Source organism: Bryobacter aggregatus MPL3, from assembly GCF_000702445.1.
Classification (GTDB): Bacteria; Acidobacteriota; Terriglobia; order Bryobacterales; family Bryobacteraceae; genus Bryobacter; species Bryobacter aggregatus.
This window is the reverse complement of record NZ_JNIF01000003.1, coordinates 1,244,277-1,261,833: the sequence shown is the minus strand read 5'-3', so window position 1 is coordinate 1,261,833 and position 17,557 is coordinate 1,244,277. Positions and strand designations below refer to the sequence as shown.

At 58.5% G+C, this 17,557-nt stretch carries 9 protein-coding genes; 7 read left to right on the top strand and 2 right to left on the bottom strand.

Going from position 1 to position 17,557, the window contains the following annotated elements; all coding sequences use genetic code 11:
• The first annotated feature begins 38 nt into the window (after nt 1-38).
• The 7 genes from M017_RS0106165 to M017_RS0106135 are packed head-to-tail and all read left to right on the top strand — an operon-like array spanning nt 39 to nt 10,421.
• Nucleotides 39-1,748, top strand: coding sequence for an efflux RND transporter periplasmic adaptor subunit (locus M017_RS0106165; protein ID WP_031496613.1), 1,710 nt, complete (start codon nt 39-41; stop codon nt 1,746-1,748).
• 3 nt (nt 1,749-1,751) lie between these two features.
• Nucleotides 1,752-3,056: an efflux RND transporter periplasmic adaptor subunit gene (locus M017_RS0106160; RefSeq protein ID WP_080507537.1), complete on the top strand. Its 1,305-nt coding sequence runs from the start codon at nt 1,752-1,754 to the stop codon at nt 3,054-3,056.
• Between the two features lie 9 nt (nt 3,057-3,065).
• Nucleotides 3,066-4,766 (top strand): HlyD family secretion protein, encoded by a 1,701-nt coding sequence (locus M017_RS0106155; RefSeq protein ID WP_031496609.1) that lies wholly within the window; start codon nt 3,066-3,068, stop codon nt 4,764-4,766.
• A 5-nt stretch (nt 4,767-4,771) separates the two neighbouring features.
• Complete coding sequence (locus tag M017_RS0106150; RefSeq protein WP_031496607.1) at nt 4,772-6,031, top strand: ABC transporter permease; 1,260 nt, start codon at nt 4,772-4,774, stop codon at nt 6,029-6,031.
• Between the two features lies 1 nt (nt 6,032).
• Nucleotides 6,033-7,739: a TolC family protein gene (locus M017_RS0106145; RefSeq protein ID WP_031496606.1), complete on the top strand. Its 1,707-nt coding sequence runs from the start codon at nt 6,033-6,035 to the stop codon at nt 7,737-7,739.
• Complete coding sequence (mutL, locus tag M017_RS0106140) at nt 7,740-9,656, top strand: DNA mismatch repair endonuclease MutL (RefSeq protein ID WP_031496605.1); 1,917 nt, start codon at nt 7,740-7,742, stop codon at nt 9,654-9,656.
• 45 nt (nt 9,657-9,701) lie between these two features.
• A complete protein-coding gene (locus M017_RS0106135; RefSeq protein ID WP_031496602.1) occupies nt 9,702-10,421 on the top strand; it encodes a DOPA 4,5-dioxygenase family protein in 720 nt (239 codons plus the stop codon).
• Between the two features lie 52 nt (nt 10,422-10,473).
• On the opposite strand, the gene M017_RS0106130 is transcribed toward M017_RS0106135, so the two are convergent.
• Nucleotides 10,474-13,932, bottom strand: coding sequence for a TonB-dependent receptor (locus tag M017_RS0106130; RefSeq protein ID WP_155121276.1), 3,459 nt, complete (start codon nt 13,930-13,932; stop codon nt 10,474-10,476).
• A 151-nt stretch (nt 13,933-14,083) separates the two neighbouring features.
• The gene (locus tag M017_RS0106125; protein ID WP_080507536.1) at nt 14,084-17,533 is read right to left on the bottom strand and encodes a TonB-dependent receptor; all 3,450 of its coding nucleotides are present in this window, start codon (nt 17,531-17,533) and stop codon (nt 14,084-14,086) included.
• Nucleotides 17,534-17,557: the final 24 nt, after the last annotated feature.

The window sequence follows — 17,557 nt, the reverse complement described above, 5'->3', positions numbered from 1 at the left end:
CTTTACTTTTCGCCGTCTTGCATAATTAGTAGATTCCAATGCAGCCCAATGCCCAGCCAGACGCCGGAACTCCGGCGCCGGTCACGCCCAGTAGCAAGCCAGGTCCGGTGGTGGTCTCGGTCCACGAAGAGGAACGAAAACCGACCTCGAAGTGGTTGATTCTACTTGTCTTTGTCGTAGTCGGCGGGGTCGGCTACTGGTTGTGGACAAAACAGGTAGCGATCGATCGCGCGGCGGCGCAGGTGCGCGCCGGGGTTCGGACGGCGACCGTACAGACGGGACGCCTGGAGCGGTCTTTGCGTATTTCTGGCATCACGGCCGCGGAAAAATTCAATTCGCTGATCGCACCGCAGATCCGCGGCAACCGGAGTGGCCGTGGCCGGTCCGGTTTTAATCTTGCGGGCATGGATCAAGCTTCGGTGGCCAGCCTCCCGGCTCTCGGTGGAGGAGGGGGCGCTTCGAGTTCCGGTGGTTCTGCGGCCGCCGCAGGCGCGGCAAGTTCTTTAACCTCGAGTGGTGGAACGGCGGCTCGTTCTTTTGGTGGCTCGGGAGCGACCAAGGCGGCTTCCAGCCGTGTGAGTTCCGGCTCGAGCGGGTCGGCGAACCGGAGTACGGCCTCGGCTTCGAGCGGGTCGAGCTCCAGTCTCGGTTCGGACGGTCTGGGTTCCACTTCGAGCCAGCTCAATGGCGTACTCGGTGGCGGCGGTGGTGGCGGGGATTTCAATCTGGTTCTCCAGAATCTGGTGAAGCCGGGCTCGATGGTGCGGAAGGGGCAAACCGTCGCGGAATTTGACCGTCAGTTCATGCTGACCCGTCTCGACGACTACAACGCGACGGTCGCGACCGCCAAGGCGCAATTGGCGCAACAAAAGGCGAATCTGGAACTCGCTCGTTATACCCACAATCAAAATATCGAAAAAGCAAAAGCTGCTCTCGATAAGGCAAAGCTCGACATGCGCACGATTCCGGTGCTCAGCCAGATCGACGCGGAGCGGGCTCGGTTGTCGTTGGAAGAAGCGACGGCGCAGTACCAACAGCAATTGGCCGAGGGTAAGTTTATCGACGCACAGGAAAAAGCCCAGTTGAAGTATGCCGAACTGGAATTCAAGGCGCTCGAGATGGAACTCCGCCGGGCAGAACAGAACGCCGAGCGGATGATCTCAAAGGCGACGATCGACGGTATGACGGTGATGCAGAACATCTTCCGTGGTTCTGAGTTTGCTCAGATCCAGGAAGGCGATCAGCTCTACCCCGGACAGTTCTTTATGCAGGTGGTGGACCCGAACTCGATGATCATCAACGCGGTGGTGAATCAGGTGGATGGGGAACGACTGCGCATGGGCCAGAAGGCGCGGATTCGATTTGATGCCTATCCCGGCCTGGAAGTGCCGGCCCATATCGTGAGCATTGCTGCGGTGCCGAAATCAGGTGGCATGCGGGCGACCTACGTGCGCGAAATTCCGGTTCTGTTGCGGATCGATAAAATGGATCCGCGCATCATTCCAGATCTGAGTTGCAGCGTGGATGTCGTGTTGGCGGAAGATGCTGAGGCAACCATTGCGCCATTGGCCGGAGTGTTCGAGGACGAACGGACGGGGAAGAAGTTTGTGTACGTCAAACAGGGCGAGGCGTGGAATCGCCGCGAAATCGAAGTGGGACTGGAATCATATCTGGTGGCCTCGGTAAAGGGATTGAAGACGGGCGAGGTGATTGCTCTCGACAAGCCGCCGGCCGACAACAAGGGGTAGTGGATGTCAGAGATTAAACCAAAGATCCGTATTGGAATGACGGAAAGCAGCATCCGGCGCAAGCGGATCCTGATGGCGGTGGTTGTGATTGCTTGTGCAGGCGGGGCCTATGCCGCTTACAACTACAACCAGAAGGCGAGCGTGGTGGAGGTGCCGGTGGCGAAGGTGCGCCGCGGCGAGTTCCGCATTGTAGTGCGCACCCGTGGTGAGATTCGCAGTGTGAATTCAACCACGATCCTGGCGCCGCAAGTGCCGGAGTTGCGGATTGTCACGTTGGCCGAAAGCGGAAAAATGATTCGCAAGGGCGAAGTGGTGGTCGAATTTGACGCTGCGCAGCAGGAGCAGAATCTGCTCGAGCGCAATACGAGTGTCCGCACCATCGACAGCCAGACGGTGCAGACCCAAGCTTCGCATCGGATCGTTACCGAACTCGATGGCATGAACAAGATGACGGCGGAGTACAATCTCGAGCGCTCGAAGCTCGAGGCGAGCAAAGCCGAAGTGGTGAGCGAGATTGAAGGCGCCAAGAGCCGCATCGATGTGGGGATTTCTCACGGCGAACTCGGCCAGGTGGGGCAAACCATCAACACGCACAAGGCGACGCAACGCGCCGACATGGAGCGGATGGAGCAGAACAAGGACAAGGCGGTGCGCGACGTGAATCGCGCCAAGGGCTATCTGTCGAATATGGTGTTGCGCGCCCCGAGCGACGGCATCGTGAACCTGTTGCCGAATTTCCGCACCCAGGGGAATTGGGGATCGAGCCCGCCTCCCTTCAAGGAAGGCGACCGCGCCTGGACCGGTGCGGCGATCGCCGAGATTCCTGATCTCTCCGAGTTGCGCATTGATCTGAAGCTTGAAGAAGTAGACCGCGGCAAGATGGAGCTGGGACAGAAGGTAAAGGTGCGTGTCGATGCGATTCCCGATCGCGAATTCGATGCGAAGCTCGATTGGATCAGCCCGATTGCCTCGGTGCAATGGCGTGGCGGTGGCATGACGGAAAAGAGTTTTCCGGCGCGCGCCACGATCATTGGCAACGATAAGCGGCTGCGCCCGGGCATGAGTGCCTCAGCGGAGATTCTGATCGAAAGCAATGCGAATCAGCTCCTGATTCCGACACGGGCCAGCTTCAGCTCTCAGGGCAAGCCGAGCGTATATGTACAGAACGGACAGAACTTCACGGTGCGATTGATTGAAGTGGGCAAGCGCAATGACAACGAAATTGTTGTCCTGAACGGTCTCAAAGAGGGCGAAGCCGTCACTCTCGAGAACCCGGCAGAAGCAGCGCGGAAGCAGAAAAAACTCTAGACGGTAGCCATGCGAAAACTGATTTTGAGACTCGTCATCCTGTTGGCAGTCGTGGGGGCGGGTTATGCCGCCTTCCGCGTGTACCAACAACTGCCCCAGCGGCAGGAAACCACAGCAACCGCCAAGGTGAAGCAAGGAGATGTGGTGGTGCGAAGCTTTGCGCGCGGGGAACTGCGCGCGGTTCGCAGCGCAACGCTCACCGCACCGAATCTGTTTGGTACGGTGCAAGTGACCAAACTCGCCACGCTTGGTTCCATGGCGCGCGAGAAGGATTTGATCGTTGAGTTTGACGACGCCGAAGTGATTTCGCGTCTCGAAGAAAAGCAGCTCGAACTCGATCAAATCGATGAGCAAGTAAAGAAGGCGCAGGCCGATCTGGCGATTCGCGACAACCAGGATCAGGTGGAATTGCTGCGCTCGCGCTACGCTGTCCGGCGTGCGGAACTGGAAGTGAAGCGTAATGAGCTGATCAGCGCAATTGACGCGAAGAAGAATCTGTTGACGCTCGAGGAATCCAAGCGGCGCTTAGCCCAGCTCGAAAGCGACATCAAGAGCCGCCGGGAGCAGGCGCAGGCTGAACTGGCCGTACTCGGAGAGAAGCGCAATAAAGCGACGCTTGAATTGAATCGTGAAAATCAACGTCTGGCCCAGGTGAAGTTGATTGCCCCGATGAGCGGACTGGTGGCGATCAAGCCGAACCGTTCGACGGTCATGATGTTCGGGATGACCTTGCCGGATATCCGCGAAGGCGATCAAGTGCAACCCGGCATGCAGGTGGCTGACATCCTCGACCTCTCGGAGCTGGAGGTGGTGGCGAAGGTGGGCGAGTTAGACCGCGCCAATCTGACGGAAGGCCAGGATGTATCGATGCACCTTGATGCGCTGCCCGACAAGAAATTTACGGGCAAGATCAAGTCTTTGAGCGGCACCGCGTCTTCCAATATGTTCAGCGCAGACCCGGCTAAGAAGTTCGATGTGCTGTTCTCGATTGAGATGCACCAATTGTTGAAGGCGTTGGGGGCAAACGAGACCCAGATCAGCCGGATTCTCGCGCAGGCCGAAACGAATCGGCACAAGGCCCCGCTCCAGACAAATGCCAGCGCAGCGCCCGATGGAAATGTGGCCGATGAATTGACCAAGAAGCGCAAGGAACTGGTGGCGAAGTATGCCAATGGGAAGGTGCTGGCGGAACTCCGTCCAGAAGAGCGCAAGGCCGTCAACGCCAAGGTGGATGCGGATCTGCAGAAGCTTGGATTGATTGCCGCATCCAGTGGTGGCGGCGGGCATCGCCTTGCGGGACTGTTCAATGTGGGGGGCATCATGGTGTCGCAGAAAGATCTCGACAACGCCCGGCTCCCAGTTCCTCCTGATGAAGACAATCAACTCGACGTTTTGTTACGCCCCGGTCTGTTGGCTGACGTGGAAATCGTCGTCGACAAGGTGCCGAATGCGATCCATGTGCCTATCCAGTCCGTCTTTGAGAAGGACGGCAAGCAGATCGTCTACGTGAAGAACGGCAATCGCTTTGAGCCGCGTGAGATCAAGCCTTTGAAGCGCAGCGAGAGCGTCATGATCATTGCCAGTGGGGTCGCGGTGGGGGAAACCATCGCGCTGGCGGACCCGGAAGCAAAGCCGGGTGACAAGAAAAAGGGTGACCAGAAAAGCGGTGGTGCGGCTGCCGCGCTGCCTGGCGGCAAGGGAGGCATGTAAGCGCCATGAAGGGTATTTTCCAGGGCATTTTGCCCGAGCTTTACATGGGCCTCAGCAGCCTGCTCGTGCACAAGTTGCGCAGCATGCTGACGATGTTGGGCATGATCTTCGGCGTGGGCGCGGTGGTGGCCATGTTGTCCATCACAGCCGGCGCACAGAAGGAGATGATGAGCTACATCGACTTGCTCGGTGTGAACAACATCATTGTCGAGGCGAAGGAAGCGGTGGACCGCAACGAGTTGCAGGCGCGCCGTCTGGTTTCGCCCGGCTTGACTTTCCGCGACTACCGCGCGATCAAAGAGAATGTACAGGGGCTCGAAGCTTCGACTCCCCGCAAGCGCTTTAAGCCATTGAAGGTGTTGCCGAAGACCTCGGCCGAGACACCGCTGCTGATTGGCGTCGAGCCAAGCTATCTCATTATCAACAGCCTGAAGGTGACCGAAGGCCGCTTCTTCAACGAACAGGACAACGATACTTCGGCGCCCGTGTGCGTGCTGGGCGAAACGGCGAAGGTGAATCTGCTGGGCTATGAGCCCGCCGTGGGCAAGTTTGTGAAGGTGAATGACACCTGGCTGCAAGTGATCGGTGTGTTGTCGCAACAGGCGACGGCAGATTCGGATTCGGAAGGCGCTGAAGTCTCCAACCGCAACAATCTCATCATCTCGCCGCTGAACACCGTGATGCGGCGCTTTGAAGACAACAACAGCTTTTTGAAAGACGAGATTGACGGCATCTACATGCGGGTGTTGCCGACTGCGGACTCGATCGAGATTTCGGGTATTGTCCGATCGCTACTCGATTCCACCCACAAGGATGCGGGCGATTACAACACGATCGTGCCTGCGGGCTTGCTCGAACAGCGCCGCCGCACCTCCTTCATCTTCAGCGTCGTGATGCTTTGCATCGCCGGCATTTCTCTGTTGGTGGGCGGCATCGGCATCATGAACATCATGCTGGCGACGGTGCTCGAGCGCACCAAGGAGATCGGCATCCGCCGCGCCATCGGCGCGAGACAAGTCGACATCGTCCGGCAATTCTTGATGGAAGCCTTGCTGATCTCGATGCTCGGCGGGCTGATCGGCATTGCCTTTGGCTTTACGCTGTCGAAGGTGATCGCGACGGCGGCCGGATGGTCGACCGTTGTTACCACCTCGTCGATTGTCGTTGCCTTCGGCGTCTCGGTCGGCATCGGACTTGTCTTCGGTATTTATCCGGCCATGCAGGCCGCCAAACTGGATCCTATTGAGGCCATTCGCTACGAATAATATGCTCCGTACTATTAGCACTTCTGTGTTGCTCTGCTGCTGTGTGTTCGGGCAGACCACCACTACTACCACCACTGCTCCGAATGTCTTCAATGACTCCTCCGAGCTTTCGCCTTACCCGCAATTCGGGACCAAGAATTACTTTGCGACGATCTTCCGCCGGGACACTCCGAAGTTTGAACTTCAGGGGCCGGTGCGGTTGCAGGATCATGTTGTCGGCGAGAAGCTCGAGCTATCGCTGAAGGCGTATCTGGAACTCGCGTTAAATAACAACACGGACATCCAGATCCAGCGGCTGTCCTTGGAGATTCCGAAGAACGCAATCACCCGCGCCTTTTCCATGTACGACCCGCAGTTTGTCGGGCGTTTTGGCAGCACACGCTCCAAAACCGCTGCAACAGACGCCCTGGCGGGAGCCACGACCGTGTCCACCCTGTCGCAGCCTTTAACGCTGAACTGGTCGCAACTGGCGCCCACCGGCACGCAGTACAGCGTGAACTATGGGGCGAGCAAGAACAGCACCAATAGCACCTTTGCCAGCTTGAACCCAGCCTATTCGTCGAACCTCAATCTGGCCTTCACCCAGCCCCTGTGGCGTGGCCGCGACCTGTCGATCCTGCGGGCTCCGATCACACTTGCCAAGTCCCGTCTGCGGGCCAACGAGTATGCCTTCCAGGACCAGTTGCAGCAGTTGCTGACCAACGCGGAGAACGCGTATTGGGACGTGATTGGTGCGCGCGAGAATCAGAAGGTGCAGGAGCAGGCGCTGGCGCTGGCCGACACCAGTCTGAAGCGCGCACAGCGCGAACTGGAATTAGGCGCCCTGCCGGCTCTCGAAATCTACCAGCCGCAAGCCGTCTATGCCCGCGCTGAGATTCTTGTGACGCAGGCGCGTTATCGCCTGGCACAGGCTGAGGATGCCTTGCGCCGCCAGATGGGAATCGATCTCGATCCGGAACTGCGCAAACTTCCGATCATCCTGACGGAATCGGTGCTGCCTCCGACGGATAATACTCCCTTTGACAAGGAATCGATTGTGGCCGATGCGATCCGCCTGCGGCCGGACTTGCTGAATCAGCGCCAGCAGTTGGATATCGACGAGATCGGCATCAAAGTGACTTCTGACAGCCTGAAGCCGGACTTCTCGCTGTTTGGCAACTATTCGATCCAGGGCCGTGGTGGTCCTTTCATCCAACGGCAGAATATCTTCAATCCGGACGGCACCACCAGCCCGGTGGTATCGACGATTCCGGGGGGGATCGGCGATGCGCTCGGCCAGATGTGGGGCTTCGGCTATCCGATTATCGGCGGCGGCGTGCAGCTTCGTCTTCCGATCAAGGATCGCAATGCTTCGGCAAACTACGCCGATGCAGTGGTGAGCAAGCGGCTCGACCAGTTGCGCTTGCGCGTAGTCGAACAGAACGTCCGTCTCGATGTGCTGACGGCGATCAACCAGGTGGAGAATAGCCGGGCCAGTGTCGATCTCGCAAAGATCGCTGCAGACCTCGCGCAGAAGCGTGTCGAGGCCGACCAGAAGCGCTATGAACTCGGCACGATCACGCTGTTCTTCCTGCTTGATTCGCAGAATGCCCTGACCCAGGCGCAGAGTGATCTGGTGACGCAGAGCGTGCAGTACCGGCGCAATTTGCTGAACCTCTATCGCCGCGGCGGAACCCTTCTGACGGAGCGTGGTATTAGTACGAACTGAGTGGGAAAAATCAAAGTACTGCCGGACGCAGTCGCCAACCAGATCGCTGCTGGCGAAGTGGTGGAGCGTCCGGCCTCCGTCGTCAAGGAATTACTCGAGAATTCTCTCGATGCCGGTTCGACTGATATCCGGGTTGAAATTGAAGCAGGCGGGCGTCGCCTCATCCGCATCACCGACAACGGGTCGGGCATGATGCGCGATGATGCGATGCTCGCCTTTGAGCGTCATGCGACCTCAAAATTGAGCTCTGTCCATGATCTGGAGAGCATTGGCACGCTCGGCTTTCGCGGGGAAGCGCTGCCGTCGATCGGTTCGGTGTCGCGGCTGACTCTCGAGACGCATTCGCGCGACGAATCGAGCGGGACACGAGTCGAGATCAGCGGCGGCAAGATGATCAAGTGTGAGGACGCGGGACTCGCTGCCGGGACGATCCTCACGATTCGCGACCTCTTCTTCAATGTCCCGGCGCGCAAGAAGTTTCTGCGTAGCGAGCAGACCGAGCTGGCGCACATTGCCTCGCTGGTGACGCATTACAGCCTCGCACATCCAGACAAGTCCTTTGAACTGCATCATGGCCCGAGCGAATTGCTGCGGGTGACACCGGTGAGTACGGCGCTCGAACGGGTCTTTCAGGTGTTTGGGAATCGCATTCTCGAAGATCTGGTGGAGTTCGGCCCCGAGACCAAATCGCTGTCAACGCCTGAAGGGGAGCAGAAGAAGTTTTCATTGTCGGGCTTTGTCTCAAAGCCGCACATCCAGAAGCTGAACCGCAATTCGATCTATCTCTTTGTGAATGGGCGTCTGATTCGTGACAAGCTGTTGCTGCATGCTCTTACCAGCGCTTATCACAACCTTATTCCTCCGGCCTGCTATCCCTTTGCATTGCTGTTTCTCGATTGCGATTTTGGCGAAGTCGATGTGAATGTCCATCCGTCGAAGACCGAGGTTCGCTTTCGCCATAGCTCCTTTGTGCATGACTTTGTGCGCGATGCGGTTCGCGGCAAATTGATGGAATCGAAGCCAGTCTCGAGCCTGCCCTTGCCGAGCTACCAGACGCAGCCCGCCTCGTCGCTGCCCTTTAGCGAGTTCACGCAGCGGATCGAGAACACCGCACCCGACTACTCGGAGATGGTAGTTCCGTTTCCGGACGGGCCGCCGCCAGAGCCGCGTACGCTTCCGAACTTCCGGCTCGACCTGCCGGCGGGGCCTCCGCAGCGCTTTGACTTCAATGACGTTCCGCAAGCGACGATGCCACCGGCGCGGATGCGGATTCCCGATACGCATGGTCCTTTGCCGCCAGGCGTTGCTTCGGCTACGGAGATGGAGAGCATGGGTTCACTCGGCGATTTGCGGCCGATCGGGCAAATCCACAACAGCTTCATCATCGCGGCCGGCCGTGATGGTTTGTGGATCATCGATCAGCATGTGGCGCATGAGCGGATTCTGTTTGAGCAGGTGCTGCGGCAGTTTGCCCGCCGAGAAGCGCAGCAGCAACGGCTTCTCATGCCTATGGTGATGGAGCTCAGCGTGGGGCAGCACTTGGAGTATGCCCGGATCGCTGAAGAACTGGCGCGGGCCGGCTTTGAGACCGAGCCCTTCGGCAACCGGACCATCGCGATCCAGGCCGCGCCCACTGGCTTGGGGCCAGGGGATATCGAAAAGGCGATCCATGAGATTCTCGATATCGCAGAGACGGAGTTGCGCAAGTCTTCGGTGGAAGACCTGCGCCGCAACATTGCCGCCAGCGTCGCTTGCCGCGCGGCGATCAAGATCAATACACCGCTCGACCAGCAGAAGATGGACTATCTGCTGTTAGAACTGGCCAAGTGCGAGTATCCGATGGCCTGTCCGCACGGGAGGCCGATTGCCTTACGCTACTCCACACGGGACATTCTGAAGGGCTTTCATCGAATCTGAGCATTGTCTATGGATTTGGTATGCTATGTGGCAAGGAGATGTTGCATGGCTGACCACGATGAAGAAAAGATTGTTCCCAACACAGATGTTGACCAGTATTGGGCAGATCTGGTTGCGCCCTCGCGGCGGAATCTGATTCTTGCGGCTGGTGGTTTGGTAACGGCTGCTTTGGGAAGCGGGGAAGTCTTGGCCGCTGACGAGATCACGAGTGCGGACCCTCGCTATCAGGCGATCGTTCCTCCGCGCGATCAAGGCAAGAGTCCCTGGGGCTACGAGACTTATAAAGAGGCGACAACCCGGCCGCGCGGTGTCCGTCCGGGAGAAGAGGGTGGCTTGCCGAAAGCTCCCCGGCCCTATACCGACATCAAGAGCTATCACGCGCACTTCTACTTTGATGAGGACAGCTACGAGAAGGCGGCGCTGGTGCGCAAGTGGTCGGCTGAGCGCTTTCCGGTGGAGTTGGGCAATTGGAATCTCGAGCCGCGCGGGCCACATGTAACTCCGTCCTTCTACTTTGGTTTCACGAACGATCTGTTGCCGACTTTGGTGCCATGGCTACAACTGAACAGCCTGGGGCTGACGGTGTTGTTGCACCCGAATACAGACGACCCGCGCGCCGATCATCTGTACTACACACTGTGGGTGAATCGCTCGCAGCCGGTGAATGCCTATGGGATGAAGAAGCCACCGAAGAACGCCGATGGTTCGTCGCAGATCGAGAAGATCTTCCCGAACACGAAGCCGACGATCAAGCTGGAATCTTAGCAATTGAAAAAGGGCGCAGACTCCAGTCTGCGCCCTTTGCTTTTAGGTTGATTTAGAACTGCAGCATGAGCGTGAGGTTCATGAGCGGTTGGCCACCGAAGTTGGCAGTTGTGGGGTCGCCGGTGACTTTGCCGAAGTTCTGCGGATTGCGGAAATCGACTACCAAATCAGGGTTGTTGAAGTTGAAGGTCTTAAAGACGTTCTGCATGTCCCAGCGCAACTGAGCGCGGAAACGCTCGTTGACCTGGAAGTTCTTCTGCGCGGACACCGTGGTCCAGCGCAGCGGCGTGCCGGTGACGATGTTGCGGCCGGCGTTGCCGACCTTAAAGTCGCAGAGGCTGCGATCAAAGCCAGCCGGAATCGCCGTCGTGGTGCAGGCCGCGCCCCCGGGCAGTGCGAAGTTCGACAGCCCGTTGTTCGACCCGGTGAAGACCGAGGCGCTATTGCCCTTGTTGAAGCGGTCGCCGCCGAGGTCGGTCCAGCCGTCGCGGATCTCCATCTTGCCAATGACATCAGGACGTCCGCTGCCAGCAAAGCTGGGATAGTAGACATAGGGGCTGTTGGAGTAGCTGAAGTTCAGCGGGTTGCCGCTCTCGAGGGTTTGCACGATCGAGAAGCTCATGCCACCGAGCGCGTACTTCTTCCAACCATGGGTGGCCCACTTCTTGTTGAGTCCGAAGGGCAGCTCATAGTTGAAGGTGCCGACAAAGCGATGATTGCGGTCGAAGCCGGCGCGGCCTTTCTCGAGACCGCGATTCTGGATCGGCGCGACACCGGTGCCATCGTTGTCGCCGTCCTGCGAATCGATGGCTTTCGAGAAGGTGTAGAAGGTGCTGAAGAACATGCCCTTCGAGTAGCGCTTTTCGACCTTGACGGTGCCGCCGTGGAAGGTGGAGTGTCCGAAGTTCGACCGGAAGCGGACATTGCCAAATTGAGGGAAGGGCCGGAAGTTCTGGGCGGAACCGCGAACGACATTCTGCTGCACTGAATTGCCGGCGAAGTAATCGATCGGGAAGGTGTTGGCCTGCCAGCGTTCGATGAGTCCAACGCCTGCGGAGCCCTGGTAGCTGAGGTCGAGGACGTAGTTGCGGCGGAACTCATACTGCGTGCCCGCATTGAAGTTCAGCGTATAGGGGTTGCGTAGATTCGGGTCCCACCATTCGGCGGTGCGTTCGCTGTAGTTCGCTCCGATAAAGGGAGAGGTTTGGTTCGGACGAATGATGAAGTTGATCGGGGCCGGACCGGTTGAGAGTTGGAAGGCCGGTGTGGGGTTGCCTGGTACAGACTGCTGCGTGGAACTGGCTACATACTCTTCAAAGTTGCCGCGTGCGGACGGGAACTTCACATCGACGGTGTACATGCCAAAGCCGCCACGGAAGACCCAACGATCGAGAGGATGCCAGGCCAGACCAACGCGCGGGTTGAAGTTGTTGTTGTCCCGCTTATTCAGCCCGCTGGTGGGGTGGGTGAAGGTGCCCTTGAGCCCGGAGACCGGGTCTGTCCCATTCGGATCGAAATTCGTCATGTAGCCGTTCTTCGTGTTGAAGGGGCTCTCATTGGAATAGCGGATGCCGATGTTGGCGGTGAGTGTTTTCGAGATCTTCCAGTCATCTTGGAAGTAGAAGCTATGGATGCTCGAGCGGGGCAGCCAACTGGTGAGTTCGGAATTGAAGTTCGCGTAGTTGACATAGCCGGTGAGGAAGCCAGCGAAATCGATGCCGGTATTGGGAATCGATGTTGTCCCGGCGCCCTGCAGACCGGCGGTGACGCCAGAGAAGTAATAGCTGGAGTAGCGCGCCAGGTTTGCGGAGTTCAGGCGGAAGCGCAGAATCTCATAGCCAAACTTGAAGGCGTGTGAGGACTTGATCCAGGTGGTGTCGTTGCGCCAGGAGATGGTCTCATTGACGGTGCGGCTGGGCGTGGTGCCGTCCATGCCGTAAACGTTGAAGGCGGGCATGAGCGCTTTGTCTGAATTGGGGATGCCCAGCTTCTGCGCCCAGTCCTGTCCGTAGCTTGGGGTTGTGGTGGCGCTCTCGCGCCGGAAATAGCCGCCGCGGGAGTCGTTGATCAGCGTGGGGGAGATGATCCAGGTGTAGCCGAGCGAGTTGTTGGTTGTGATCACAGGGGAGTAGTTGCCATTGGCTGCATCAAAGATGCCAGCGCTCTCATTGAAGCGGGTGGGCCGTCCGAAGCCGCTGAGATCGTTGCGGGTGTAAGAGGCGTTGATCTTGAAAGCGGTGGAGAGCTGGTGATCGATACGCAGGTTGTAGTCGTTAAAGAAGTTGCGTGCGAACTCATTGGCGAGGACGTTGTTGGTGGGGCCGGTGTTGCTGGGCGTGCCTGCCGAGGTGGGTGCCACCCAGGGGTTGAGCGCCAGAACCTTCTTCGCCACCGGGTCAATCCGGTTGGAGGGGATGACATTGCCGGGGAAGGGAGTACGTGCCCAACTGCCATCGGCGAGTTGCCGGGTGGTGGCCGGATCATAGACCGTGTTCGCTCCGGCAAAGTTGAAGTTACCCTGCAGCATGTCGAGAGTGGGGACGCTCTGGAAGACTTGTGCGTACTTCTTTTCGTGGAGACGCTGATAACCGAAGAAGAAGAAGGTTCTGTTCTTGCCGTTATAGAGTTTGGGGATCACGACCGGACCGCTGATGTTGCCATCGGGCTGCATGAAGAACGCAGGCAGGCCGTCGGGTTTTCCAGGATAAGGGTCGGAGGTGCGCTTCTGATCGAAATAGCGGCGATGGGCCATCCTGCGGGTACGGCCATACCAGGAACCCATGCCATGCAGTTCATTGGTGCCGCTCTTTTTGACGACGCTGATGACGCCGCCGGCGGAGTGTCCGTATTCGGCAGGAGGCACTGTGGAGATGACATTCACCTCAGCGATGGAGTTCTGGAGGGGGCGAATGGTATTGGTGCCGCCCTGCGGGTCGCTGGCGCTGACGCCGTCCTCAAAGATGCCGATGGCGCCGCTGCGCTGGCCGGCGAGGTGATAGCTACCGAGGTCGCCGCCATAGGCATAACCACCGCTGGTCATGCCCGGCACCAGGCTGAGGGTGCTGTTGGTGTAGCGCTGGTAGAGCGATAAATCGTAGAGCACTTTGCCGCTCATGACAGTGCGGGTGGAGGAGGTTTCGGTTTCGAGTAGAGGCGTGGTGCTCTGGATCTCGACGGATTCGCTCGCTTGGCCCACGGGCATCAGCGCATCGACGGCGAGAGTATCGCCGGTGCGCAGTTCGACGGTTTCGTTGACAATCTTCTTGAAGCCGCCGGCCTCAAAGACAATGCGGTAGTCGCCAGGGGCGAGCGACGGGACACGATAGAGACCCTCCCCGTTGGTTTGGACGGTGGAGGTGATGTTGGTCGCCTTTTGGACAATGCTGACATTCACTCCAGGGACGATCGCCCCGGAAGAATCTGTCACCCGGCCTGTGATCGTGGATGTGCCGATCTGGCCCAAGATGGCCAGCGACACCGCAAGCATGGTGATGCTGATTCGTTTGAACACGGAAACTCCCTTGGAGTGGAATAGATTAAAGATCCTAAGCCTATGGCTCTAGGGAGAGACATTATCATTCTTTTTCTTTTGGTGGGTGCAATCTTTTCGAAATCATCTGGCCTGGGCGAACCGGGCTGAATCCGGTCCGCCCCTTGCCTTCTCAGAACAGCAGTTTCAGTCCGAGTTGCACCGATCGCGGCCCGTTGCTCTGGCCCGTGACTGTGCCAAATGCGCCGGATTCGACATTCGTGTTTGGCGCCGAGAAGATCGGCGTGTTGGTGATGTTGAAGGACTCCGCCCGGAACTGGAGATTGAATCGTTCCCTGAGCTTGATGTTCTTGAACAGGGAGAAATCCAGACCACGCGTAAAGTCGCTACGCAGGTTGGGATGGGTCCGCGCGAGGTTGCCGAAGGTGTAGTTCGGAGCGACGCGGAACTTGCTGGTGTCGAACCAGCGATCGACGGATCGGGAATCGATCCGCGCATCGCCGCCGAGAGCATCGGGACGTTGGTAGCCGCCGAAGGAGAAGCTGTTGTTTGTCGTCTGGCTGAAGATGAGCGGTTGGCCCGAGGCGATGGTGAAGATCCCATTCGTCTGCCAGCCGCCCAGCAGCGTGTCGGGCAACCAGTGCATGTTGGCGCCATAGCGTTTGCCTTTGCCGACGGGCAACTCATAGTTGAAGTTGAAGACGGCGCGGTGGGGAATGTCATAAGAGCTCAGCGAGCGCTCGCAACTGCGGCAATACCAGTTGCGCATGGTGCCTTGCCCGTCGTTCCAGATGCCGTCCGAGGAGTCAGCAATGGACTTGGACCAGGTGTAGGAAATGCCCAGGCTGGTGCCGCCTCCGAAGCGCTGCTCAAAGCGGGATTGCATCGCGTGGTAGTTGGAGTTGCCCCAAGCAGGAGCACCGCCCCCGACGCTGGTGAACTGGGCATAGGGGCCGCGCAGTAAGTAACCTCGCTGCACAGTGGGTTGTCCCATGATGCTGGCCGGGTCGATGAGGTTGTAGAAGGGATTGGGGACCGATTCGTTTAAGCGATTGGCGGGGTTGATCAGTTCGGGACGCAACTGACCGAGGTCGCCTTGCGCTAACTCATTGTGCGTTCCCTTGTTGCCGGCATAAGCTACTTCGAACATCATGTTGGTGGTGAGGTGGCGCTGGATGGTGAAGTTCCACTGCTGGTTGTAGGGAGTCTTCATCTCCGATGCCCAGGCAGAGCTGAGTGCGAAGCCAACGCCCGACATGGCGCCCAGCGAACGTCCGCTCGGCAGAACATAACCATTGGGGAAGGGATTGCTCAGCAGGTTATTGGGTGTGATGGTATCGAGAGTTGCCAGCCAGGGCGTGGCGCTCGAGTAAGGTGCGCCGGTCCAGCGATCAGTGGCGGCAAACTTCGGGACGCCGTAGAAGATGCCGTAGCCAGTGCGGATCACGGTCTTCTCATTGAGCTGGTAAGCGAGGCCGATGCGCGGATTGAACTTATGTTCGGCAGCGCGAATGCCGCGCCGGCCCAAGCTCTGCTTGTCGCCCGCAAAGAGATAGACGCCGCGCAGGTCGAGCCCGGTCTTGTCCGAGAGCGGGTTCTTGGCGTAAGGATCCATGACCGTTTGCTGGTCGTAGCGCTCGGTATTGGAGCCCTCGATTTCCCAACGCAAGCCGATGTTGAGCGTCAGTTTGCGATTCACTTTGAAGTCGTCTTGCGCGTAGAGGGCGTAGTAGCGGCTGAGATCGGCAGGCTTGATGCGATGGGTGGCGGATCCGCCGCTACCTGCTCCGAGGAGGAACGAGGCGAATCCATCGCCGCCGCTCGCGATCCGGGGATCGGGGCCCTGGGTCATTGCGCGGGTGAAGGAAAAGTTGGCTGGGGAGTTGCCGAACTGAGCAAAGCCGAGGCCGAAGGTGCGCCATTCTGCCCCGAACTTCATGCTGTGCTTGCCCGAGATTCTGGTGAGGTTGGCGACCGCCGTGTAGGAGACGTTGTTGCTCTTGTAGGTGGAACCGTTGTTGGGTCCGATGGAGGTGTAATCCTGGACGTCAAAGCGCGGGATTCGGGGCGCGCCGAGGCGCAGAGTAACTTCCTGCAAGGATGCCGGCAGGCCGAGCTTGGTGACGTCATAGCCATAAGAGAAGGCCGGGCGCCAGGCGTCAAACAGACTCAGGCCACCACGGAAGTTGATGACGGTGCCGCTTCCGATGGTCTGTGTGTAATCGAGGGCCGCATTGTGAGAACCCCAGAACATGGTGCCATCGCTGGGTGTTGCGCCATTGCCCCAGAAGTCGGCTGCGGCGGCCTCTTGCTTGAAGCGGTTGTAGCGGACAAACATGCGACGGTTCTGGGAAAGGTTGTGATCGATCTTGAAATCGAAACGGTCAGTGGGGGAACGTGGCACCTTCTGGATGCCGACATTGAACTGATTGGTGAAGGCTTGGCCTGTCTGATTGGGACTGGGCCAGAGCTTGATTGCATTGAGGGCGACCGGATCGAATCTGCTGGCTGGGATCCGGTTGTTGGCGAAAGGCGTACGGATGGACTTGGTGGCGTCGTCTGGATCGACTCGAGTGGAGAAGGGATCGTAAATGGTCCGCAGCGCGCCATTGGCGGTGCGAGTATCGGAGAAATCGCCACCGAGTTGGGCCGCCGTTGGGATCGTGTACTGCGCAAAGCTCCCGGATTTGACCAGGCGCTTCTCAAAGAGACCGAAGAAGAAGGTGCGGTCTTTGATCACCGGCCCGCCCAGGCTGGCGCCGTATTGGTGCTGTTGGAAGGAGGCCTTGCGTCCATTGGATCGATTCAGGAAAAAGTTCTTTGCGTCCATGGCGCTGTTGCGCAGAAACTCGAAGGCGCTGCCGTGGAACTGATTGCTTCCGGACTTGGTGATCATGGTGACTTGTCCGCCGCCGCTGCGCCCATACTCGGCGGTGTAGGAGTTGGTCTGGACGCGAAACTCCTGGATGCCTTCGACCGAAGGAATGGCCGAGGCTCCATAGATGCCCTGGATGTCGCTCTGCACCATGGCGGTGACGCCATCGAGTTGGACATCGTTCAACGATTCCTTACCACCGTTGATCGAGAAGCGGATGGTGCTGGTGAAGAAGTCACTCTCGGAGTTCGGCGTGGAAGGCGTGATGCCCGGCACGAGCTTCATGAGCGAATAGATGTTGCGATTGTTGAGGGGGAGATCGATGATCTTCTTGTTTTCAACGACAGAACTCAAGGTGGCGTTGGAGGCATCGAGCAACGGCCCGGTGGCCGTCACCTGGACGCGTTCACTGACAGAGCCAACGTCCAGCTTGATGTTGACGGTTGCGTTCTGGAGGGTGGAGAGTTGCAGGGATTCGAGTACGTAGGTGCGGAAGCCGGCCGCCTCCGCAGTGACTCGATAGATGCTTGGGGTTAACTCGATGACGCGGTAGACGCCGGAAGCGTTGGTCTCGGCGCGGTAATCCTGATTGCGCGAGATGTCTGTGATGGTGATCTTTGCGTTGGCTACTGCTGCACCGGAGTCATCCGTAACGATGCCTGATATGAGTGCTTTTGACGTTTGCGCGGTGGCGGGTGGAATGATTGCCACTGCGAGAAGAATTGCAAGTAAACGGGGTCTTGACATGAAACCTCCTGAATTCCCTGAAGT